At 44.4% G+C, this 24099-nt stretch carries 20 protein-coding genes; 8 read left to right on the forward strand and 12 right to left on the reverse strand.

From position 1 onward, the window contains the following. Nucleotides 1-44: 44 nt before the first annotated feature. The 5 genes from H8K33_RS06035 to H8K33_RS06055 form a co-directional block, all read right to left on the reverse strand. A complete protein-coding gene (locus tag H8K33_RS06035; RefSeq protein WP_246443376.1) occupies nt 45-2429 on the reverse strand; it encodes a methyl-accepting chemotaxis protein in 2385 nt (794 codons plus the stop codon). Nucleotides 2430-2567: 138 nt separating this feature from the next. Then, entirely contained in the window at nt 2568-3167 is a 600-nt protein-coding gene (locus tag H8K33_RS06040; RefSeq protein ID WP_246443377.1) for a chemotaxis protein CheW, read from the reverse strand. A gap of 12 nt (nt 3168-3179) precedes the next feature. Next, nucleotides 3180-3545: a response regulator transcription factor gene (locus H8K33_RS06045; RefSeq protein ID WP_186890092.1), complete on the reverse strand. Its 366-nt coding sequence runs from the start codon at nt 3543-3545 to the stop codon at nt 3180-3182. Nucleotides 3546-3571: 26 nt separating this feature from the next. Then, complete coding sequence (locus H8K33_RS06050) at nt 3572-3973, reverse strand: response regulator (RefSeq protein ID WP_186890093.1); 402 nt, start codon at nt 3971-3973, stop codon at nt 3572-3574. 198 nt (nt 3974-4171) lie between these two features. After that, a complete protein-coding gene (locus H8K33_RS06055; RefSeq protein WP_186890094.1) occupies nt 4172-4342 on the reverse strand; it encodes a rubredoxin in 171 nt (56 codons plus the stop codon). A gap of 278 nt (nt 4343-4620) precedes the next feature. Between H8K33_RS06055 and hemL the strand changes: the two genes are divergently transcribed. The 4 genes from hemL to H8K33_RS06075 all read left to right on the forward strand — a co-directional run bounded on the left by hemL (nt 4621) and on the right by H8K33_RS06075 (nt 10821). Continuing rightward, nucleotides 4621-5904 carry a glutamate-1-semialdehyde 2,1-aminomutase gene (hemL, locus tag H8K33_RS06060; protein WP_186890095.1) on the forward strand — a complete coding sequence of 428 codons (1284 nt, stop codon included), beginning with the start codon at nt 4621-4623 and terminating at the stop codon, nt 5902-5904. Nucleotides 5905-6053: 149 nt separating this feature from the next. Further along, nucleotides 6054-7922 (forward strand): TolC family outer membrane protein, encoded by a 1869-nt coding sequence (locus H8K33_RS06065; RefSeq protein ID WP_186890096.1) that lies wholly within the window; start codon nt 6054-6056, stop codon nt 7920-7922. A 245-nt stretch (nt 7923-8167) separates the two neighbouring features. Then, complete coding sequence (locus tag H8K33_RS06070) at nt 8168-8815, forward strand: transglutaminase-like cysteine peptidase (RefSeq protein WP_315481535.1); 648 nt, start codon at nt 8168-8170, stop codon at nt 8813-8815. Nucleotides 8816-8901: 86 nt separating this feature from the next. After that, nucleotides 8902-10821 carry a bifunctional diguanylate cyclase/phosphodiesterase gene (locus H8K33_RS06075; RefSeq protein ID WP_186890097.1) on the forward strand — a complete coding sequence of 640 codons (1920 nt, stop codon included), beginning with the start codon at nt 8902-8904 and terminating at the stop codon, nt 10819-10821. A gap of 137 nt (nt 10822-10958) precedes the next feature. On the opposite strand, the gene H8K33_RS06080 is transcribed toward H8K33_RS06075, so the two are convergent. Both H8K33_RS06080 and H8K33_RS06085 read right to left on the reverse strand, forming a co-directional pair. Further along, nucleotides 10959-12017, reverse strand: a complete 1059-nt coding sequence (locus H8K33_RS06080; protein ID WP_186890098.1) for a DNAJC11 domain-containing protein — start codon at nt 12015-12017, stop codon at nt 10959-10961. Nucleotides 12018-12095: 78 nt separating this feature from the next. Further along, nucleotides 12096-12446 carry a diacylglycerol kinase gene (locus H8K33_RS06085; protein WP_246443412.1) on the reverse strand — a complete coding sequence of 117 codons (351 nt, stop codon included), beginning with the start codon at nt 12444-12446 and terminating at the stop codon, nt 12096-12098. 315 nt (nt 12447-12761) lie between these two features. Here H8K33_RS06085 and H8K33_RS06090 point away from each other — a divergent pair, with 315 nt between their 5' ends. Continuing rightward, nucleotides 12762-14699 (forward strand): GAF domain-containing sensor histidine kinase, encoded by a 1938-nt coding sequence (locus tag H8K33_RS06090; protein ID WP_186890100.1) that lies wholly within the window; start codon nt 12762-12764, stop codon nt 14697-14699. Nucleotides 14700-14756: 57 nt separating this feature from the next. Here H8K33_RS06090 and H8K33_RS06095 read toward each other — a convergent pair whose 3' ends face one another. Beyond that, nucleotides 14757-16268: a response regulator gene (locus H8K33_RS06095; protein ID WP_186890101.1), complete on the reverse strand. Its 1512-nt coding sequence runs from the start codon at nt 16266-16268 to the stop codon at nt 14757-14759. A 380-nt stretch (nt 16269-16648) separates the two neighbouring features. Between H8K33_RS06095 and H8K33_RS06100 the strand changes: the two genes are divergently transcribed. Continuing rightward, complete coding sequence (locus H8K33_RS06100) at nt 16649-17437, forward strand: IclR family transcriptional regulator (protein WP_186890102.1); 789 nt, start codon at nt 16649-16651, stop codon at nt 17435-17437. A gap of 51 nt (nt 17438-17488) precedes the next feature. Here the strand turns inward: H8K33_RS06100 and lepB are convergent, their stop codons facing one another. From lepB to tkt, 4 genes are all read right to left on the reverse strand, one after another. Further along, nucleotides 17489-18181 (reverse strand): signal peptidase I, encoded by a 693-nt coding sequence (lepB, locus tag H8K33_RS06105; protein ID WP_186890103.1) that lies wholly within the window; start codon nt 18179-18181, stop codon nt 17489-17491. Between the two features lie 103 nt (nt 18182-18284). After that, on the reverse strand, nt 18285-19298 hold the full coding sequence (gene gap / locus H8K33_RS06110) for a type I glyceraldehyde-3-phosphate dehydrogenase (protein WP_186890104.1): 1014 nt from the start codon (nt 19296-19298) through the stop codon (nt 18285-18287). A gap of 158 nt (nt 19299-19456) precedes the next feature. Beyond that, on the reverse strand, nt 19457-20041 hold the full coding sequence (locus H8K33_RS06115; RefSeq protein ID WP_222613309.1) for a GNAT family N-acetyltransferase: 585 nt from the start codon (nt 20039-20041) through the stop codon (nt 19457-19459). Between the two features lie 41 nt (nt 20042-20082). Continuing rightward, complete coding sequence (gene tkt / locus H8K33_RS06120; protein WP_186890105.1) at nt 20083-22086, reverse strand: transketolase; 2004 nt, start codon at nt 22084-22086, stop codon at nt 20083-20085. A 178-nt stretch (nt 22087-22264) separates the two neighbouring features. Here tkt and speE point away from each other — a divergent pair, with 178 nt between their 5' ends. Together speE and H8K33_RS06130 are read left to right on the forward strand one after the other, a co-directional pair. Continuing rightward, entirely contained in the window at nt 22265-23500 is a 1236-nt protein-coding gene (gene speE, locus H8K33_RS06125; protein WP_186890106.1) for a polyamine aminopropyltransferase, read from the forward strand. 152 nt (nt 23501-23652) lie between these two features. Further along, nucleotides 23653-24096, forward strand: coding sequence for a hypothetical protein (locus H8K33_RS06130; protein WP_186890107.1), 444 nt, complete (start codon nt 23653-23655; stop codon nt 24094-24096). Nucleotides 24097-24099 lie beyond the last annotated feature (3 nt).

A 24099-nucleotide genomic window follows, 5' to 3' on the forward strand; every position in this document is an offset into this window, starting at 1 on the left:
GCATACATAATCAAGCTAACTGATTGCTAGCTTGCAGTCGAAAATCAGGCGGTAACCCGGAATCGAGATACTGAGTTTTTCAACTCTTCCGCTAACATCGACAAGTCTTTAATAGAGAGAGAAGTTTGTTGCGTACCGTTTTGTGTTTTCTCGGTAATCGTCAAAATGTGTTGAATGTTTTGCGCAACGCCATTCGCGGAAGTTGCTTGCTGCTCTGTTGAAAGAGAAATACCCTGAATCAGTTCCGCCAAACGGTTTGAAACGCTACGGATCTCAGACAAAGCGGTACCCGCCGCATCAGACAGTTTTGCTCCCTCAACCACACCCTGTGTTGACTTTTCCATCGCGGCAACCGCATCGTGGGTATCGGTTTGAATCGTACGAACCAGAGCACCAATCTGCTTAGCAGCTTCTGCTGAACGTTCCGCCAAACGCTGAACCTCTTCCGCAACAACTGAGAATCCTCGACCAGCTTCACCCGCAGAAGCTGCCTGAATCGCCGCGTTCAACGCCAAAACGTTGGTCTGTTCGGTAATATCAGAAATCAATTCAGTGATTTCACCAATCTCTTGTGAAGATTCACCGAGACGTTTAATACGTTTCGAAGTTTCTTGGATCTGCTCGCGAATCTCGTTCATGCCCTTAATCGTGTTTTCCACCGCCAAAGCACCTTGCTCCGCAGCAGCAACCGATTGACGCGCAACCTCTGCAGATTCATTCGCAGAACGAGAGACTTCCGTAATATCGTTCGCCATCGTGGTAATAGCTTTACCTGCATCCACGATCTCACGTGCTTGTTGATGAGACGCTTCCAACAATTCATCGGAAATATTCTGTGCTTGAGAAGATGCCGTTGTAACTTGCACCGCAGTGTTGGTAACGCGACCAACCAGACCACGCAACTCTTCCACCGTATAATTAACAGAGTCAGCAATCGCGCCAGTAATATCTTCAGAAACCGTTGCCTGAACCGTCAAGTCACCATCCGCAACCTCTTGCAATTCATTCATTAAGCGCAAAATCGCTGCCTGATTCTGTTCATTAACCGCATTTGCTTGCTCCTCTTGCTTCTGAGCCAATTGCATTTGTGAATCGGCCTCAACGCGACGTTGATTCGCCTCTTTAGCGCGGTTACGACTATCTTGCAACAACACGACCGCAATACCGGCAGCAGATACCAGAGCCAGCGCCGCAGACAACATCAGGAACCAGAAGGATAAGTTGGTTGAATCTTGTTGCGTGGTATAAGTTTTTTCAAGCGTTGAAATTTTTTGCTTGAGATCTTCATTTTCATTAAAGATCAACTGTTCGGATTTTTTCGCTTCAATAAATTCGTTATTTTTCGCCAAAATACTATCGACGTTTTTTCGGTAATCAGCAAATGTCTTCTGCAGTTCCACTAACAATGCGCGAATTGATGGGTCCTTAACTGCCGCTAATTTATTAATTTCACTACCATTCAAGAAACCTTCTACCAATTCGTAGAAAGTGTTGGCATCTTTACCCAACAAGAATGCTTTTTCTGGATTAATACCTTCTGGCGTCATGAATTCACTGGCGCTTCGAGCCAAACGCTGAGTCAACATAACTAATTGACCGGACGCGAAAATCGCCTGTGGTGATGCGCCGCCCTGCACTTCTTTGGTTGAAATATCACTGGTTAAACTTTCCAAAGTCGGAGAAAGCAAGTTCATACTTTCCAAGTCTTCACGGAATCCAGCTAACTCTTTCTTAGTTTTGGCAATCGTCGTTGCGGCTTTATTTGAGTTAGCCCAAGCAACTTTAGTCGATTTTAGAATTGGTTCAACATCAGAACTTGGCTTGGCGATCGAACGACCTTTATAGTCACCACCGTTTAGCAAAATATTTAAGTTCGCATTGATCGTTTTTTGACTCTCATCCAATTGAGAAAACGCAGCAGGTTTACCGTAAATCGCATTCGGTGCAGCTTTACCGATACGCTGAGAGTGCATCAAAATTTCACCTGAGATCTGTGCCTGGGTAGAAATCAGCGTAGATTGACTCGCATTGAGGTAAACGAAAAGTGCACTCAAGGTCAATGAAATCGCCATCGCGCCAAGCAAGTAACGAACCTGTTTCTGCAGCGGCAAATGTCCGATCAGCGGCAAACGAATGTCGCGACCTTTCTCTAGGGCGTCGCCAATGATGGTTGCATCAACGCGATTAATTGTGCTGTCAAAATTAGTTTCTTTTTCCTGATGTTCCTGAGTTCCCTGATTTAGGCGAATCTCTGGTTCACTTATTTCTTGCTCAGTTAACATACGAACATTGTGAGCTTCTTCGATCGTTTCTACAGGCACAATCTCATTCTCAATCGATGCAACCGATGTTTCTGAAGCTTGATTCGCAAAGTCTAGATCTTGGACTTCTTGATCTTCAGTCGAATGTGGTTGGTTATTTAATGCCATTACAAAATCTCCTAAACGATTGAAAAGCTAGGCTTTTTCTATTTCACTAATCCATCAAATACTTAAATACTTATTTATTTGTTTTCTACTCGTTGACCACTTACTAACATTAACTTGTTCTTTGCATGATGATGACCATCACAGTCCAATGTGTAAAAACTCTTGATCCTGTACTAATAATGAAAGGCTTAACTGCGACCAAATATGCCCATCAGCATCCAAAAATCTGTTCAAAATCCAAGTCTTGTTCTGAGCGTGATCGTCGGTCGACTCCGATGCCTGTTCATCGATCAAATCCATTTCATCGGCATTACGCAGGCCTAAAACCTTAGAGACCAACAAACCACTATTAAATGAAAGGGAATTTGAAAATGCCAGAATTCGACAAGATGAATCAACGAAAGTAGGCTCACCCCGAGCAAAGAGTGAGTAATCAATGACGCTGGTGAGGCTACCGCGAACATTAGACAAACCCAAGTACCAAGACTTGGTCAGTGGCACTTTTGTTAGATTTCCTGCAGAGACGATTTCGCCAGCTTCCCGCAAATCGACCAGATAACGAGCTTTACCAATCTGAACACCAAGTTGATTTGCACGAACTTGCGTACCAGCCTTGGCGGCTTGCATACGCTCCATCAACTGAGCTTGGAAATCACGCAAACGAGCGCGCCGACTTACCGAAGGAGAAACGACAACCTCTGGTTCAACTGCGATCTTTTCACTTGAGTTTTCTGTCATAGAATCACTCGCTTAACCGAGCGCTGCAATTTTTGCGAGTAACTCTTGCGGATCAATTGGTTTGACCAGGTAATCCCTAGCACCTTGACGCAAACCCCAAATTCTGTCGGTTTCCTGATTTTTACTGGTGCAAATAATCACCGGCACATCTTGCGTATCAGGATCACGGGAAATTGCACGTGTAATTTGGAAACCATTTTGACCAGGCATCACAACATCCATCAAGATGAGTTGTGGCTTGTCTGCTTTTATTTTTGCTAAGGCATCTTCGCCATTTTCGGCGGTGGATACAGAAAAACCATTTTTCACTAAAATATCAGTCAAAAAATAGCGTTCCGTAGGGGAGTCATCAACAATTAAAATTTTCTGTATTGCCATATTCAACCTCAAAATGTTTTTTGAATTTAACTAGAAATCGTCTCGGAAGTGTATTTTCGTACTGTTTTAAGGAGACTATCTTTGGTAAAGGGTTTTGTCAGATATTCCTCGGAGCCGACCATCGCACCACGCGCACGATCAAATAATCCATCCTTGGAGGACAGCATAATAACCGGGGTATCTCTGAATTTCGCACTCTTCTTAATTAAAGCACAAGTTTGATAGCCATCTAAACGCGGCATCAAGATATCGCAAAAAATAAGATGCGGATGGGTGTCGTTTATTTTGGCGAGTGCATCAAAACCATCTTCCGCCAAAATCACCTTATAACCAACTTGCCCCAAAAAAATCTCGGCAGATCGACGGATAGTACTACTATCATCAATCACCATAATTCTTAAATTTTCATTACTAATGGATGTTGACATGCGGCTATCTCGGAGTGGAGGAGTTTTTACTACACAGCACTTTATCAAAGTTTATCAAGCTTGCACCAATTTTTACGTATTTCTTCACGATGAAACAACAATTCAGAGTGATCATGCCCATAAAATAGAAGTAAGCACCTAACTATTGCTTGATATTGCTTGATATTGCTTGAAAAAACTTATTTAAGTTTAAAACAATTAGAGCGGAACCATATCGAAATCATCTTTTCGCGCTCCACATTCTGGACAAGTCCAATTTAAAGGCACATCTTCCCACTTCGTTCCTGGCGCGATCCCATCTTCAGGCATTCCTGCCGCCTCATCATAAATCCAGCCACAAATCAGACACATCATTGTTTTATATTCCACGAAATAGATTCCTTTTAATTAACGACATTCAATAGGTGTTGAGGTAACATCATCATTCTAATTTTTCCGAGATATATTTAAAAGCAAGAATCACCGAATTAGAGAAAAAAGTATTCAAATTTGGTTCTTACATCAACTTCTCTCAAAGATGATGTTAATCATTTATTTCTTTATTGCTATTTCTCCGCATCAAAAAATTAAAATAATAAGAACCAACACAACAAATCAAATCAACAGTCCATCTCCCAATTTAATCATCTTGTAACGAGAATAATCTTATGTCAGTTAATGAAACCCTCTTTCAAAGAGCGCAAATCACCACTCCTGGCGGTGTCAACTCTCCTGTTCGCGCATTTCGCTCTGTAGGCGGAACTCCACGCTTTATCAAAAAAGCACTGGGGCCACATTTTTGGGATGCTGATGATAAACAGTATATTGATTACATCGGCTCGTGGGGACCTGCAATTTTGGGCCATGCGCATCCAGAGGTGATTGCAGCAGTTCAATACGCAGCAACGCAAGGCCTCAGCTTCGGTGCCCCCACAGAAGCTGAGATTTTGATGGCGGAAGAAATCTGCAAGTTAGTTCCCTCCATTGAGCAGGTGCGACTAGTCTCTAGTGGTACAGAGGCAACTATGAGTGCTTTACGCTTAGCTCGTGGCGCGACCAAACGTGACAAAATTATCAAATTCGAAGGTTGTTATCATGGACACGCTGATTCACTCTTGGTCAAAGCAGGCAGCGGTTTACTAACCTTTGGCAATCCAACTTCTTCTGGTGTTCCAGCTGACTTCACCAAGCACACGTTGGTCCTCAACTACAATGACTGTGAACAATTAGAGAACGCGTTTGAAGAATTTGGCGATGAAATTGCCTGCGTCATTGTTGAGCCAGTTGCTGGCAATATGAATCTAATCAAGGCCACAGAAGAATTCCTTCATAGCATGCGTCGCTTGTGTACCGCACATGGCAGCATTCTCATTTTCGATGAAGTGATGTGTGGATTTCGCGTTGCCCTTGGCGGTGCGCAATCTATTTACAATATCACGCCAGATTTAACCGCGCTGGGTAAAGTTATCGGTGGCGGTCTTCCTGTTGCCGCATTTGGTGGCAAAGCTGAGATCATGGCGCATCTCGCACCTTTGGGTGGTGTCTATCAAGCTGGCACTCTGTCAGGAAATCCTGTTGCCGTCGCAGCAGGCCTCACCACATTAAAACTCATTCAAGCACCAGACTTCTACTCGCATTTAAGCAAACAAACTCAAAAGCTAGTGGATGGACTCAACAATCTAGCCAAAGAATTACAAATCGACTTTTGTGCGGATGCGATAGGCGGCATGTTTGGCATCTACTTCTGTAAAGAGGTGCCTGTCAGTTTCGACCAAGTGATGCGCGCAGATGCAGATATGTTTAAACGATTCTTCCACGAAATGCTCGAACTTGGCATATATCTTGCTCCTTCTGCGTTCGAGGCAGGATTCGTGTCAGCGCAGCACTCTGATAGCGTGATTGAAACAACAATTAATGCTGCACGCGTCGCTTTAAGAAAAATTAACATGTAAATAGCATTTATGGAAAAGTTTCCCTACGTTACCGTATGTGTTAATTTTTGAAAAATATAGATAAAACACTTTAGAACCTTGTATGTTTGACGATAATTTTCTGCTATCTTTCGCTCCAACATCAGTTTGACCTTTTTTCGAGAAAAAACATGCTACTAAATCTAAAAACTATTAGTTTTGCCATTAGCTTACTTTCTATAACAATATGGGCACCAGCTCAAGCACAAACGCAGACATTAAAAGACTCAGCACAAAAAGCCTTATTAACGAATCCAGAAGTGCAAGCTAAATGGCATAGCTTTCAGGCAACCAACTCAAGCCGACAAGCTGCATTTGGTGCCTATCTCCCCAATGTCACTTTGAGTGCAGATGCGGGACGAGACAGCCGCGATAATCGCATTGGCAAATCGGAACTCAATCGCAGCGCTACCGCACTGAGTCTAAATCAAATGATTTATGACGGTTTCCTTACTAGTAATCAAGTGAAGCAACTTGATCACCTAAAACGTGTTCGCTTCTTTGAACTGCAAGACACATCTGAAATCATTACATTAGAAGTCGTCAGAGCTTATGCTGATGTAATTCGTTTTCGTAAACTAGTCAGTCTCGCTGAAGAAAATTACGTTAGGCATCGTGCCGTCTTTGAACAAATTCAGGCAAAGTCAAAAGCCGGTGTTAGTCGCAGAGTTGATCTGGAACAAATTTCTGGCCGCTTGGCTTTAGCCGAGGCAAACTTGGTAACCGAAACCTCGAATTTGCATGATGTTAGCGCACGCTTCCAACGTTTGGTCGGCTCTATGCCTGCGGCTGATTTGCAAAACTTAAGTAGCCTCACAAACGGCATCCCAACGAATATTTCTGGCGCCCTTAATACTGCCTTCACCAGCCACCCTGGGCTCATGGCGAGTATTGAAAATATTGAATCAGTCAATAGTGGCTTACAGTCTCGTCGTGCGGCTTACCAACCTCGCTTAGATTTCAAAGCAAGAGCCGAACGTGGCAACAATATTGACTTTGTTTCTGGCCGCACGAATAATAATTCGGCAGAATTTGTGATGTCTTGGAATTTATTTAACGGCGGCAGTGACAAAGCCCGCGTCCAAGAAGCGGCAGATCAATTAAATCTGGCACGCGACCTGCGCGATAAGACTTGCCGAGATATACGTCAGACACTAGCAATTGCTTACAATGACACCCGCAAATTGACTGATCAACTAAATTTTCTCGATCAGCATCAATTATCAATAGAAAAAGCACGTGACGCATATCGCCAGCAATTTGATATTGGACAACGCTCACTACTCGACTTGCTAGACACCGAAAACGAACTCTATCAAGCAAAACGTACGTTCTCGAATGCTGAAGTTGACTTATTTTTAGCCTATGCAAGAACTCAAGCGGGCATGGGCAAGCTCTTTTCTGCACTTGGCTTGGCGCGTCGCGATGATGGAAGCGACACTTTAAAAAATCTCGATGCCAATACCAATGCGAGTTCTGCAAATTGCCCGATAGAAGCGCCGGAAGTTTACGTTGCGAATAAAGCGCAATTAGATAAGCGCGCAATTGAGAGCTTAGTCAACTTAGAACCAATCAAGCCACAAGCCAATGCGAATGTTGAAGCGGCAATCCCAGCAACAAAGGGAGCTGAAGTGAATCAAGATGTCGTCGCGAACGCCCGCAGTAGTGTGTTGAATGCATTGAAAGGATGGCGTGAGGCTTGGGTGAATATGAATCCCGATGCCTATTTTGGTTTCTATGCACAAAAATACACTTCCAGAGAATCGTGGAAAGCCGCTCGTCGCGCGCGCTTAATGAATGCACAAAAAATCAACTTAGATTTATCTGACATCAAGTTCACGATGCAAGACAGCAAACATGCCACCACCAATTTCCAACAAGACTACCGTTCCAGCAGCTATCAAGACACCTTGCAAAAAACTTTGTACTGGGAAGAGATCAACGGAAAATGGCAAATCGTCAATGAAGTCGTATCTGGTCCTCAAGCTAAGCAGTGGTAATCTGAGTTCCGTTTTTCGATAATGAAGAAACCCGCATAGTTTTCTCATGCGGGTTTTTTTATAAGCTAGAAGTAAAAGGTGTTCGATAATTACCAATGTTTCCTGAAGGAAGTATTTTTTCTTGTAAAATGGAAGTTACACTATGGTTAAGTTAGTCTGCACCATACAAAACACTTTCACCAATCCATCTGGGCGAGTTCAAATTGCACCCTGCATATCCGGCATTACGGCGTCGAACTCAGTTTGTGGCGATAACTATCTTTATCGTCACAAGCTTGCTTTCGCTCGCTTCTTACGGAGTTAACTGGGATCGCTTACGGACGAGCATGCGCACGCTGGGCGGAGACGAACAACTGTTTAATGAATGGTCTAACTTAATCTCTAATAATCCAGAAAATAGCAATGAATTAAAACTGCAGAAAGTTAATAATTTCTTTAATCGTAAGCTAATCTATACCGAAGATATTGAGTTATGGGGACAGTCAGATTATTGGGCAACGCCACTTGAAAGCTTAACCAGAAAAAAAGCGGACTGCGAAGATTTCGTTATCGCCAAATATTTTAGCTTACGCAACTTAAACATACCTGATGCGCAATTACGTTTAGTGTATGTCAAAGCCCGTATAGGTGGCGTCAACAGCAGTATTACGCAAGCGCATATGGTACTTGCTTACTATCCGTCTAGCGATGCTGAACCATTAATTCTAGACAATCTGATTTCAGATATACGGCCAGCTTCACGGCGCAACGATTTGTCACCCATCTTTAGTTTTAATGGACAAGGAATATTTGCCGGTGCAGCGAGTAACGCAACATTAGGACCCGGCGGCACAAGCCGCTTGTCACGCTGGCAGGATCTACTTGAACGGGCAAGAAAAGAAGGATTTGAGTAATACAGATTAATGCAGATGTTCAAAGCATGATCATCATACCTCACTAAAAAATTAACAGAAAACGCTAAATAAGCAAAGGAAATACCATGTCGATGTACCGCCAACTTTGGTTTGCCATCATCCTCAGCACCTTAATAGCTCTGGTTGGTAGCTTGTTCGCATCCACGATGAGTTCTCGTGCGTATTTGAACGAGCAATTAAGGATGAAGAACTCGGATAACGCGACCGTGTTAGCCCTCTCTTTGAGCCAAAAGAGTGTTGATCCTGTAGAGCTTGAACTCATCATCGCCTCACTTTTCGATAATGGACACTACGCATCGATCAAAGTCATCGATCCGAATGGAAAAACCTTGGTTGAGCGACTCGCAAGCGATGAGCAATCGAACGTACCTGGGTGGTTTAAGCAGTGGTTCCCAATTCAATCCGTTCCAGGGCAAGCGCAAATTTCAAATGGTTGGAAACAGCTAGGCACAATCCACTTAGTCAGTCGTAGTGGTGGTGCCTATGAAACGCTGTGGAAATCGGTTAAAGATATGTTTATAACCTTGGCTCTGTCTGGCTTAATCGCTTGTTATCTGGGCGCACTGATTCTGCGTCGTATCAAGCAACCATTGAAGCAAGTGATCGATCAGGCAAAAGGTATGACTGAGCGACGTTTCATTATCACACCGGAATCTAGTGTGCCAGAGTTAAAACAACTATCAAATGCCATGAACTCGACAGTCGTTTTACTCAAATCCATGTTCACAGAAGAAGCCGAACGACTCGAAGCAATGAGGATACGTGCCAATTCAGATGCCACGACTGGACTAGCAAATCGTGCTCATTTCATCAGCCAATTGCAAGCCAGCGTTGAAGAAGAAAATGCCCCTTCAGGTAGTCTGGTGTTGATTCGCTTAGCTGGCCTCGCTGCCATTAACAAAACACTAGGAAGAAATAAAACAGATGAGTTACTCAAGCGGATCGGTCAATTACTTTTAACGCATCAAGCAAAACTACCAGATGGCTTTGCCGCACGATTAAATGGTACTGACTTCGCCCTATTATTCCGACGTGAAGATGCGTTACCAGTAACCCAAACTTTGTTAGCGGAAATACGCCATATCTTTGCTGATGTGGCAGACAATTTTATGGTGTCAATTGGCTTTGGCGATTACGAATATGGCATTAGTTCTGGCACTCTACTCGCCCAGGTTGATGCTGCACTCGCCAGTGCAGAAGCTATTGGCAGCAGTGAGGTGCGTCAGTCTGCGCCATTAAATATTGAACACGCACCACGTAGTGCAGAAGAGTGGTCAAAATTAATCCTGCGCGCAATCGAACAAAACTGGGTCAAGCTTGCATATTTCCCGGTGACCAAATCTAACGGGGAATTAGTTCACAAAGAATCCGCATTACGTTTAATGTTTGGTGGAGAATGGTTTCCTGCTGCAAGATTTTTACCGATTGCAGAACGCTTAGGTCTTACTGAAAAATTAGACTTGATAGCGATTAAACTCGCCTTAGAAGAACTCAACAAAACCAATTCTGCAGTTGATATTGCGGTTAACCTTTCGGCACAGTCAATACAAGGAACTGAGTTCAGAGCGCAACTAAAAGCGATCTTGCAAAGTAAACCCGCTGCAGCAAAACACTTATGGTTGGAAGTTCCGGAAAACGGTGTATTTGCGAACATTGATGCATTCCGCATGTTCCACACTGATATCGCACCAACTGGTTGCAAACTTGGTCTCGAGCATTTTGGACGCCAGTTCGACAAAATTAATTTACTACATGATCTCAAGCTTAGTTACGTCAAAATTGATGGTGGCTTTATCAGAAACATCGAGGATAACGAAGGTAATCAGGCATTCATTAAAGGTGTCTGCACTATCGTGCACAGACTAGCGCTGCTTAGTTTTGCCGAGAGTGTCACGAGTAACGCTGAATTTATAAGTCTGAAACAACTAGGCTTAGACGGTGCAACGGGCCCTGAAATTGGCCGAATGTTTCCATTAAATGACTAAACTTTTCAACAAGTAATTTAAGCTGCCACGTAACTAAGCTATGAATCACTAGTCGGCATCACAATTACAAACCACATCGTTGATTTGATCGTTCATACGAATGAATCAACGATGTGAGCTACCACTCAAATCACAATTTATCGTGGCAGACGCAACCAGTCACGCTCTTGTACTCGCACCGTTTGTGCGCGTCCATCATTCACTGAATAATTCACCCACAAAGTTTTTACCACGCCAGGAGCTGGATCAACCTGCCCCACAGTATCATTCTCAACACGCATTTCCAGTCTGCCATCGCGAACAATCATACGCAGCGCAGCGGTGACATCGACTTTACGCGACTCCGTGCCATATTGCGCACTAAGGATGTTTATTCTCGCGCTTACTTGCTGATCACTGTAACGTGATTGTGAGCGTTTTTCTCTACGTTCTTCCTGCTCCGAGGCGCCATAGTTCCAATCAGTTTTTTCATTCCGATTACCCCAACTGCCACGTGACCATCCTTTAAACAAAGTACCATCAACAACACTGCCTTCACTATATTCAAAAGTACGCATTTCGCCGCGTGGCCCGCGTGTAAAGATTTTCAGCATCTTAATTCGATTTGGGTGCGGATCAATTCCAAATGTACGATTTCCCATACGAAAATGTCGATCGCTACGCGCCAACTCTTTCAATCTATCGGTGACATCAACATTACTTTCAGCTGTTCCATAACGTGCTTTAAGAATCAAGAATTCACCATCATCAGCGCGATTATTTTTGTCATCGAGTCTGTCACCATATTTGTCACTATCTCGCTCATGCCGCTGGTCCCAAGCACCACTGTAATCCCCATCGCGCCCCCAATTACCACCACGCCAGCCTCTGAACAAATTGCCATCAACCAAACTACCTTCACGATATTCAAACACACGCGTCTCACCACGTTGACCTTTGGCATAGATGCGTAGAGTTTTCACACGATTTGGATGAGGATCAATACCGAAGCTACGATTACCCATGCGAAAAGTAACATCACGTCTTGCCAGATCTTTCAGCGTCTGGGTGACATCAACGTTACTTTCAGCTGTACCATACCGCGCCTGCAAAATAAGATAGTCACCATCGTCACGCTGTGCCAAGACGGGATTTATCACACCGCACAACAAAGCCAGCGTAAGACAAGCTTTGATACATAGTTTGAATAGATTCATTGTTAGCTCGTAAAAGGATTTGAACAATTCGATAACGAGTCAGAACGGCAATCGGTGCACCATGGACGAAAAAGAAACTTAGTAATAGAAGCGATCAAATAAAATCACGGACCAGGTCGCCACAGCAAGCAGAAAAGTTAACAGCACAGCAGCACTTCCAAAGTCTTTCGCATTTTTAGAAAGCGCATGCCGCTCCAAAGAGACACGATCCACTACCGCTTCAATCGCCGAGTTTAGTAATTCCACAATTAACATCAACACCAAAACCGCAATCATCATCAATTTTTCAAAAGCCGATACGGGCAATATTAAAGCGATAGCAGAACCAATGATGACCAAAACCAACTCTTGGCGAAATGCATGCTCTTGCCGCCAAGCAGCTTGTAAGCCATCCAGTGAATAAAAGAATGCAGAGAAAATTCGCTTCATACCACTTTTACTTTTAAATGCACTGATTTCCTGATGCACTGGCGCATCCTTTAGTTTTTCTGATTGTTTATTTGCATCCAAGTGCTCAGGTTGCTGCTGCGATGTGCTCATGCGAAATCCTTAATGCGGTGAAAATAATAGCCTCGCCAGATTCTAACAGCTACGTATGACATTATGAATAATTGATCTAAGAACAAAGCATCAAATCAAGGACAGCAACTTATCCCAAAACCCACAGAATAATTTCATTTCAAACCAATTTCGTCTAAGCTTATTTCACCTAAAAAAATTGCCACATCAAATAAGGACAATTGGATGAAAAGCCGCCTGCAACGACTTGAAGCTGTACAAGCGATGGTATTGGAAATCGGGAAAATTTCAGCCGATACCAATGAGCTGCGCGAGTTCTTACACGCGATTCATCTTGCATTAAGCAAAATCATGTATGCAAAGAATTTCTACATCGCACTTTATAATCCCGATGACGAATCCATTCAATTTGCCTATTTTTTGGATGAGGTAGATCCTCCGCCAGATCCAGGTAAACGCTTCAAATTAGAAGCACCGGGCTCTGCGTTAACAAAATGGGTGATCGTCAATCAAAAGCCGCTGACGGCTGGCAGTGCAGAAATGACGCGAATTACGGCAGAAGAAGCAAACACCATCACAGGTGCACCATCAGAGCATTGGATGGGTTATCCACTGATCGATCATCAAAGGCGCACACTAGGTGCAATGGTGGTACAAAGTTATGATAAAAACGTACTTTACTCAGATGAAGACCAAGCACTCTTTGAGTTAATCGCGCGCCACATTTCGAATGCATTAGAAGCCTTTCAAAGCGTCGACAAACTCGAACGTGCGGTACAAGAGAGAACAGCATTGCTCGCACATGAAATTACCGAACGACGTCGTTCAGAAAAAATTCAAAGTGCCTTGTATGCGATTGCAGAATTATCCTTTTCCACAGAAGACGCCAGCTATCTTTATCGCAAACTACATCACATCGTAGAAAACCTGATCGTGGCAAAAAATTTTGCAGTTGCACTTTATCATGCAGACACTGAAGAGATTAGTATTCAGTACTTTGTGGATGAAAAGGACCCCGTTCCCAGTCATTGCAGATTTCCACTTGGCATGGGCATGACATCATTTGTTGTCCATACCGGGAAAGCGCAATTGATAGACCGCGAACGTTTGCAAAAGCTCATTCAAGATCAAGAAATCAAACAAGTATTGGGCGGACAGGATATTGAAAGTTGGATTGGCGTTCCTATCTTAATTAAAGAAAAAATTTATGGCGTGATCATCGTACAAAGTTACGACTTACACGTTGTCTATGGACTTCATGATTTAGAGTTACTCGCCTTCGTTGCCAACCATATCGCAGTAGCAATTGCGCGTATGAATGCAGACCGTGACTTACGTCAAGCCAAGGTCAATCTTGAACAACAAAACATCGCTTTAAACGATGCTTTGCTAGCGCTGAAAGACGCGCAAACAGAATTAGTAAGACAAGAAAAACTGGCCTCTCTTGGGAGCCTAGTTGCAGGTGTCGCACATGAGATCAACACGCCTTTAGGAATTTGCGTGACTGCGACTAGCCACCTGATCGAAGAGGTGCGACTAACCAGAAAAGATATTCTCGCAGACCAATTCGATCCAAACCAGCGCGAACAATTTCTCGACATTCTTGATCAAAGCTTACGCATACTCAATACCAATACAAAACGGGCTGCATCCTTAGTAAGGAGTTTTAAACAAGTGGCGGTCGATCAAACGTCAAATGACAGACGCAAGTTTCAACTACTGCCCTATTTGAACGAGATTCTCGTCTCACTTCAACCTAAGCTAAAAGGTCGGCAAATCGATATCAAGATTACTTGCCCAGAAGGCCTGCTCATCGATAATTATCCAGGAGCGATCTCGCAAATTCTGACAAACTTCGTTATGAATTCACTGCATCACGGTTTTGAAAATTTAAATCAAGGTGAAATTCAAATCACTGTCGCGATCGACGGCGATTTCCTCAAATTTGATTACAGCGATAATGGAAACGGTATGGATGCAGAAGCTTTAGGGAAACTATTCGATCCCTTCTACACCACCAAGCGCGGTCAGGGCGGTAGCGGACTGGGAACACATATCGTCTACAACTTGGTAACCGGACTCTTAGGTGGCACGATCAAGGCATATTCATCCTTGGGGCTCGGACTTCGTTACCATCTTCGTTTCCCTATGCATGTTCGTTAAGCTAGCCATGAACTAGGCATAAGCTAGGCATTATAAGGAATTGAAATACACTCTTTTCTAATCAGGATAACGACAGTTAATCTCCACCGCTCTATCGACATTTTGAACTAGCAAATCAACAAATTGCGGATCAAGATGGGAGCCGCTAACACTTTTTAAATGCGCAATCACCTGCTCAACTGGCCAAGCTGATTTATAAACGCGCGCATGCATCAGTGCATCGAAAACATCGGCAACCGCAACGATACGTGCGTATGGATGAATTTGCTCGGCAACCAATCCTTGCGGGTATCCGGTGCCGTCATATTTTTCATGATGTTGGTGCGCGATAATTGAAGCGGCACGCAAGATTGGTCTATGAGAACCATCAAGAATAGACATGCCAACTTCGGGATGCTGTTTCATAATATCCCACTCGAGTTGATCTAACTTACCGGGTTTAAGCAAGACAGAATCAGGAGTCGCGATTTTACCGATATCATGCATCGGCGCTGCCCGTTTCAAAATCGCCGCCTCATCTGGATCCATACCCGATGCAATCGCGATTAAATAGCAAACCTCAGACATGCGACGCACATGGTTCCCTGCCTCTGATGAGCGCGACTCCACGACATCTCCCAAACGCATAATCAATTCGCCTTGCGTATCGCTAATTTCCTGATTCAATAAAATATTATCAAAGGCAATCGCAACGCCCGAGGAAAAGACCTCCAATAATTTGGCGTCAATTTCACTAACGCTCTCAACACCTTGCAGAACCAGCAAAGAGGCTTTGCCACTTTCATTGGGAAAGTAGCCGACATAAGTATCACCAAATAAATGTGAAATACGATTCACCGTCACTTGCTGCAAATGATCAAGTAATTCTTGATTGAATAATTGATGATCATCGTCAAAATTGCCAATTTTAGCCAAAACTTCATAAGAATTTTCGCCAGAAACACCGCTGGCACCGCGTAAGCGCAGCAGCATACTTTTTTCCAAGCGCAATAACGCGACGACTTGTTGCAGTAAGCCATTAGCAAAATCATGCATGTTGCGTTGCTGATAAATATGCGCTGAGGCCTCAATCACACGTTCTAAACCTTCACGATAGGTCACTTGAAAGCGACGTGCTTCTTCTACAGTGTAAATATCACGGTAAGCCCTTAGTGCAGCGAATGTAGTGGTAAATAATTTGGTACGATCAAGCTCAGTTTTTTCTTTGTAGTCGTTAATATCGTAATCAACAATCACGCTTTCTTCTGGCGCTTGACCGGGTTGACCAGTCCTCAGAATAATCCGCGTGAACTGATTTTTGAGATCTTGACGCATCCATCGTGCAACCTCTAAACCGCTATTCTCAGACTCCATCACCACATCCAAAAACACCAAGGCGATATCTGGTTCGCGACTCAAAATTTCTTTAGCTTCAGGGCCACTATAGGCATCTAAAAATTGCAAGCGCCGACCATCTAACTCAAACCGATGCAAAGTCAACTTGGTAACATCATGAATATCAGGCTCGTCATCGACCAGGAGAATTTTCCAGGGAGCAGACTTTGCGGAACTTAGTGAAGTACTCGACATAAACCACGTTTCCTTAAAAAACTCAGGCAGTTAATATGATGCGAATAATAGAGTTAGAAACCAGAATCAAGATAAAAATGCTCAGAAAAGCAACTTAAAATATATTAATTCGGATGTTTGATCTTACACCGAAGCAACAGGCATGCGGGAGAAAATTTGGCGGCTTCACCACGCTTTATCGGAGTAATTTTTTCTGCTTTAAAGCTTCTTGCAGAATTGGTAATTCACATTCGCACTTTAAGCATTGAACGGATTGAAAACGTAAAGAATGCCAACGAAAATAACATGCGTACAACAATCAAGAAAATAGAGACTTTAGTTCAACACAGTCATTTCACATCGTGGTATAAAGAGATTTATTGCAATGCACCATCCACATTATGAAAAACGACGCTCCCATCTCAGCTGAAAAAACTTCGATACAAGTGATCGAGCGCATGGTCTCATTATTAGATGCGCTGTCTCGCTATCATGATCCTGTTAGTCTAAAAGAACTCGCCAGTGTGACTGGTTTGCATCCTTCTACCGCACATCGCATTTTGAATGATTTGTGCATTACTCGCTTCGTCGATCGCGCCGATACCGGCACATATCGACTTGGCATGCGTTTGCTAGAGCTCGGCAATATCGTGAAGAGTCGCCTCGATGTACGTGAAGCGGCATTAGAATTTATGCGCAACTTGCATCGCATTACCAATCAAACGATTAATTTATCCGTACGTCAAGGAGACGAAATTGTCTACATTGATCGCGCCTTTTCAGAACGCTCGGGGATGCAGGTTGTCCGCGCGATTGGTGGACGAGCACCATTGCATTTAACATCTACCGGCAAATTATTTCTATCGATTGATGAACCAAAAGCCCTGCGTGCTTATATCACCCGCACGGGTCTAGCGGGACACAACAAAAACTCGATTACGGATGTCGCCAAGTTAGAACGCGAATTAGCATCTGTACGCAGCAATGGCTATGCACGTGATAATGAAGAATTAGAATTAGGTGTGCGCTGCATGGCAGCAGGCATTCATGATGATAGCGGAAAGATGATTGCCGGTTTATCGATTTCGGCACCTGCAGATCGCTTGCAAGAAGCTTGGTTGGGAGATTTGATCAGCACCGCTGAACAGATTTCAGCGGCACTCGGTTATGTGCCGAAATTAGCTAAATAAATTGACGACCGCTTTTAAGTCACAAAGCAATCTACGCTTTTATTATGATTCTTATTGATCGAGCTTGGCACCAATACGTTCTATACGCGGCAAATAGTAATTATCGTAATCTAGCGAAAACATCAAACGCTTCACTCTTCCCGTGATTAATTCGCGTTTAACGAAACCATAAAAACGCGAGTCATTACTGTTATCGCGATTGTCACCCAACATCATGTAATGTCCGGCTGGCACGGTGACCGCATCAAATGATCGCAAGGCTGAACGCTCTGGCATCACGATAATATTATGGTGCAAACTACCTAGTGATTCTGTGTACATCAATTGCTGATTTGGATATTCACGCTTTGGTGTCAGAAAACTAGGATCAGGTTCGTCGATCTGTGCATAATCTGCCGCTTGCCCGTTGATAATCAATTTTTGATCACGCATTTCCACAACATCGCCCGGCAAACCGATCACCCGTTTGATTAAACGCAAACCATCAGCAGGCGAACTAAAAGTGACGATGTCGCCACGTTGTGGCTCACCAACTTGCTTCAAAATCACATCAGTAAATGGCACTCTAATATCGTAAGCAATACGATTCGCAATCACTCTGTCACCCTCCAACAGATGTGGATACATGGAACTAGAAGGCACGACATACCAATCCGCAAACGCGCTACGCATCAAAATCATGCCAGCGACAAAAAATAAAAATGCCTTATTGTCGGCGACCAATTTGCGTACATTAATATTCATGACACAGCTCCAAGATAAACAACACCTAACTTCGACAAACAAAAGCCCCGAAAGTTCGAGGCTCTTGTCACTACTTTATGCGGCAATATTGACGATATTCAAATTACTTCGCACTCATCAATGCAACAGTCGTATCCAACATACGGTTGGAGAATCCCCACTCGTTGTCATACCAGCTGGATACTTTCACCAGACGACCATTTACTTTCGTCAATGTTTCGTCGTATGTAGAAGACGCTGGGTTGTGGTTGAAGTCAACTGAGACCAATGGTGCTGTGTTGTAATCCAAAATACCTTTCAAAGCACCTTCAGATGCTTCTTTCAATACTTTATTAATTTCTTCCACTGTCGTGTCGCGTTTAGCGATGAAAGTCAGATCAACTACAGAAACGTTGATGGTCGGTACGCGCATTGCGTAGCCGTCCAATTTACCGTTCAACTCTGGCAAGACCAAACCAACCGCGGCAGCTGCGCCAGTTTTGGTTGGGATCATGCTCATCGTTGCAGAACGTGCGCGACGCAAGTCTTCATGCATCACGTCTGTCAATACTTGATCATTGGTGTAAGCGTGAATCGTTGTCATCAAACCACTTTCGATACCGATGGCATCGTTCAATGGTTTTGCCAATGGTGCTAAGCAGTTCGTTGTGCAAGAAGCGTTAGAGATGACGGTGTCAGTTGCTTTCAACACGCCGTGATTCACGCCGTAAACAATCGTTGCATCCACGTCTTTACCGCCTGGTGCAGAGATAATGACTTTCTTTGCGCCGCCAGCCAAATGGGCAGACGCTTTTTCTTTTGTCGTAAAGAAGCCTGTGCATTCCAACACGACGTCCACATTCAATTCACCCCATGGAATATTCGCTGGATTACGTTCAGCAAATACTTTGATCTTGTCGCCGTTGACGATCATAGTGTCGCCTTCGACTGTTACCGTACCAGGAAACTTACCGTGGGCTGTATCGTAACGTGTCAAGTGCGCGTTAGATTCTGCGTTACCCAAATCGTTAATCGCAACAATTTGAATTTCATTTTTAAACTTACCACCTTCGTAATGTGCACGAAGGATGTTACGACCGATACGGCCATAGCCGTTAATTGCGACGCGAATCGTCATGGTTCAATCTCCAAAAAGACAAACAGCAACAAAAAATAAAACACAAAAAAATCTTAACATCTCGCCGCAGAGGCGCAGAGTACGCCGAGCATTAGGTAAAAGAACTCAGCGTACTCCGCGCCTCTACGGTTAAAAGCTTTTCCAACTTGACCGAAAATTTACTGAAGCGCTTTCGGAAATGGCATTGCATCCGCCGATGCCATCATCACATTCAAATCACTCCAACCGTAACCCACTTCGGTCAGGTCCAATCCATCCCAGCTAAAATCTTGCTCGATGAGGATCTCTCCACCGAGCTCTTCGTAAAAATTACGTGCTTGGGAATTGCCATCAATGACCCAAATCACGCAACTGGTGCAGCCCATCGCTTGTAAGGAACGAGCTGCTTTGTGCAACATGCGTTTGCCTATGCCGCAACGCTGCCATTGTGGACGTATATAAATGGCATTGATTTCGCCATCTTTATCCAACTTCGCTTCTGGCAATTTCATTGCGGAGACAAAGCCAACAATTTCGTCTTCACTCACTGCGACATAGACGCACAAACTGTCTTCTTTGACCGGCAATGCCTGCAAAATCGTACGCCAGTGCAAGACGTTTTCGTTCATGTCCATTTCATTGAGATAGCTATCAGGAATCATGCCACGATAAGTCGTACGCCAGCCTTCGATGCGTATTGCTGCGATCGCTTCCGCATCGGCGACTGTGGCACGACGTAATTGGATTTCCTTGATTTTATTCATATTGAGTATGGATCACTTGCGCGTGGTCAAAATAAACTGACTTAAGCCAAAACAGATTTCACTTTTGCCACCACGTTCTCAACCGTGAAGCCAAAGTATTTAAACAAAACACCTGCGGGTGCAGATTCACCGAAAGTATCGATACCAACCACCGCACCTTCTAAGCCTACATATTTATGCCAGAACGCTGTCACGCCAGCTTCAATCGCCACGCGTGGCAAACCTTTGCCTAACACACTCATTTGGTATGCTTTATCTTGACGATCAAATACGTCAGTTGAAGGCATAGACACCACACGCGCTGCAATCCCTTGCGTAGCTAATTCTGCGGCAGATTTCACCGCCAATTCAATTTCAGAACCAGTAGCAATCAATACGACTTTCGCATCAGGTGCGTCTTGCAAAATATAACCGCCACGTGCGATATCCGCGATTTGCTGTGCGCTGCGTTCTTGGAACGGCAAATTTTGACGGGAGAAAATCAAAGTCGATGGACCATCAGCTCGCTTGATAGATTCTGCCCAAGCCACTGTCGATTCTGTCGTATCACATGGACGCCAGTTATCCAGATTGGGAATCAAACGCATGCTGGAGATATGCTCAACAGATTGATGCGTAGGGCCATCTTCACCCAGACCGATAGAGTCATGTGTGAACACGAACAGCGTACGGATTTTCATCAACGCTGCCATACGAATCGCATTACGGCTGTAATCAGAGAAGGTCAGGAAAGTTGCGCCGAATGGCAAGTAACCACCATGCAAAGCAATACCATTCATGATCGCGCTCATACCGAATTCACGTACACCGTAGTTGATATGGTTACCCGCTTGGTTGGCGCGAACGGCAACACACTCTTTCCAATTAGTCAGATTCGAACCCGTTAAATCTGCAGAACCGCCGAGGAATTCTGGCAAGCTTGGCGCAAAAGCTTGAATCGCATTTTGACTGGCTTTACGTGTCGCAATCGTTTCTTTTTTCTCGACTGTATTAGCAATCGCTGCTTTCACGACTTCATCAAAATTCGCTGGCAAAACATTGTTCATACGACGTGTCAGGTCTGCGGCCTTCGCTGGGTGTGCAGCGCTGTACGCGGCAAATGCTGCATTCCATTCGGCTTCATCTTTTGCGCCATCGGCTTTTGCATCCCATGCGCTATACACATCGGCCGGCACTTCAAACGGTGGATAGTTCCAATCAATATTCGCACGTACTGCCGCAACTTCCTTATCACCCAAGGCCGCGCCGTGCACATTGTGCGTACCTTGCATATTCGGTGAGCCTTTACCGATGATCGTGCGACAGCAAATCAGCGTCGGCTTATCCGAGGCTTTGGCCGCGATGATCGCTTGATTCACGGCATCGACATTATGACCATCCACCGCACGAATCACATTCCAACCGTAAGACTCAAAACGTGCTGGCGTGTCGTCAGTGAACCAACCTTCTACGTGGCCATCAATCGAAATGCCGTTGTCATCCCAGAATGCCGTCAATTTATTCAACTTCAATGTACCCGCCAAAGAACAAGCTTCGTGCGAAATACCTTCCATCAAGCAGCCATCGCCCATGAAGACATAAGTGCGGTGATCAACGATATTCGCGCCATCGACATTGAATTCTGCAGCTAACAATTTTTCTGCCAAAGCCATACCGACAGCATTCGTGATGCCTTGACCGAGTGGACCTGTGGTCGTTTCCACGCCCGGTGTGATGTGGACTTCTGGATGACCTGCCGTTTTAGAATGCAATTGGCGGAAATTACTGATCTCAGACATAGGCAAATCGTAGCCTGTCAGATGTAACAAGGAATAATGCAACATCGAGCCATGACCATTCGACAAAACGAAACGATCACGATTGACCCACTTTGGGTTCGTCGGGTTATGGCGATAGTGACCCGCCCACAATGCCACTGCGATTTCTGCCATCCCCATTGGTGCACCTGGATGACCAGAGTTGGCTTTTTGAACAGCGTCCATAGACAATGCGCGAATTGCATTGGCCATCTTAGAACTAATTGCAGGCTGGAAAGTGGATGTCATAGCGGCAGAGGAGATAAGTTTATAAAATCGAGCAGGAGAACAAAATGGGGTTTATCCCAAGTGTCAGTCAAATATATTGCACTAACACTATCGTTTCATTCTATAAAGTCCGTTATTTTACCAGAGCAGCGCGTCACAGAATACAATTGCGACTTTCACATCATTTTTAGACGGATTTATGGAAGGTTTGCACCTCACCGCGGATTGCTTTGATTGTCAATGCGATCCCACGCTATTATTCGGAGAAAAACGCTTAAGCGAATTAGTTCGTCAACTCACGATGCAAGCAGGTTTAACCATCGTCGGCGAGAAATTTCATGCATTTACATATGCCGATGGCAGTGCTGCAGGGGTGACTGGCACCCTGCTTTTGGCCGAATCGCATGTCGCCATTCATACCTGGCCTGAGCGACAAGCAGTGACGCTGGATGTGTATGTCTGCAATTTTGAAAACGACAATAGCGCAAAAGCACGTGACATCGTCGATCAATTAATCACGGTTTTTCAGCCACAACAGGTTTCACGTCAAGCATTGCAACGTGGTTTGCCAGCAGTAAATAAACCAATTCAAGCAATAGAATACTTAAGTCCATACACAACGATGCAAACGCAAATTGATTGCGTGTTGGCAGAAGTCCAAAGCCCTTATCAACTGATACAAATTGCGGACACACCGGAGTTCGGCAAAATCATGCGCATCGACGGCGCCATGATGACTTCAGAAAAAGATGAATTCTACTATCACGAATGCCTAGTACACCCAGCCGCCATTACGCATGGCAATCCACGAACGGCATTGATCATCGGTGGCGGCGACGGTGGCTCGACCGAAGAATTATTAAAATATGCCAGCATACAAAACATCACGCTATGTGAAATTGATGAACAAGTCATTGCGCTCTCGCGACAGCATTTAACGGCAATTCATAAGAATGCGTTTGACTCACCCAAGCTCAACATCATTCATACCGATGGCTTTGCTTTCATCCAAAACCGTCAAGAACAATACGATTTAATTTTATTAGATCTGACCGATCCGATTGCGCCAAATGGCAGCAATTTAGCAGAGTCGTGCATGAGCGAAGCATTCTTCCGCACTTGTTTTGCACGACTAAATTACGGCGGTTTGATTGTATTGCATTTGGGTAGTGAGTTTTACCATCAAGCGCGCTATCAAACTACGCTTACACGTCTTCAAAATGTGTTTGATACAGTCAGCCCCTACTCCGTTTTTATTCCACTGTATGGCGCGATGTGGGGAATGGCGATTGCGGGTAAATCACAGACGACATCAACGACATCGCTCCCCAAAAATCTTGATCAAGCGACGATTCAAGATAGATTAGATGCACAAGGCATTTCTCAATTGCAGTTCTACGGTGCGGCGCGACACGTCAGCTTATTTGCTAGCTGATTTGCAGCAGAAAAAGCTAACACAAACCAAGAAACAACAGGCAGCCAACAACGGTAAAACAAAATAAGGAACACCATCACAAGCCAAGATCGGCACATTACAATAACGAGTCAACTCAAATCTAATTTCCTCGAAGAGAAAAAGGAGTGCTCATGAGCACAATCCAAAAACATAAACGCCGCAGTTCGCAAACACTGCCACTGGTTCTCGCAACCTCTGCAGCAGTGGTTAGCCTAACTGGCTGCGGTGGTGAAACAAACAATCTCGCCAGTGTGCGCGATGAATATAAAAATCTGGAAGATTGCAAAGAAGATTGGGGAAGCACAGATCCTTGCCAACCACAACCAGCACCACCGAATAGTAATGCGATAGCAAATACAGGCAACACCTCTGGTGGCTACATTTACAGCGGACGCTATTGGGGACCTAGTTATTACGAAGGGCAACGTGATGTCGCCCAACGCAATATTCTTGGTAGTCGCTTTACGGGTAGCGGTTCGCAATTGAGTGATCGTGCGGTCAGCCGCAGCATCACGCGCAGCGTCAGTCGCGGCGGATTTGGATCAAGCTCACGTGGCTTTTCTGGCGGAGGCTAAAGC

It is taken from the genome of Affinundibacterium amnicola, from assembly GCF_014284275.1.
GTDB lineage: Bacteria > Pseudomonadota > Gammaproteobacteria > Burkholderiales > Burkholderiaceae_D > Undibacterium > Undibacterium amnicola.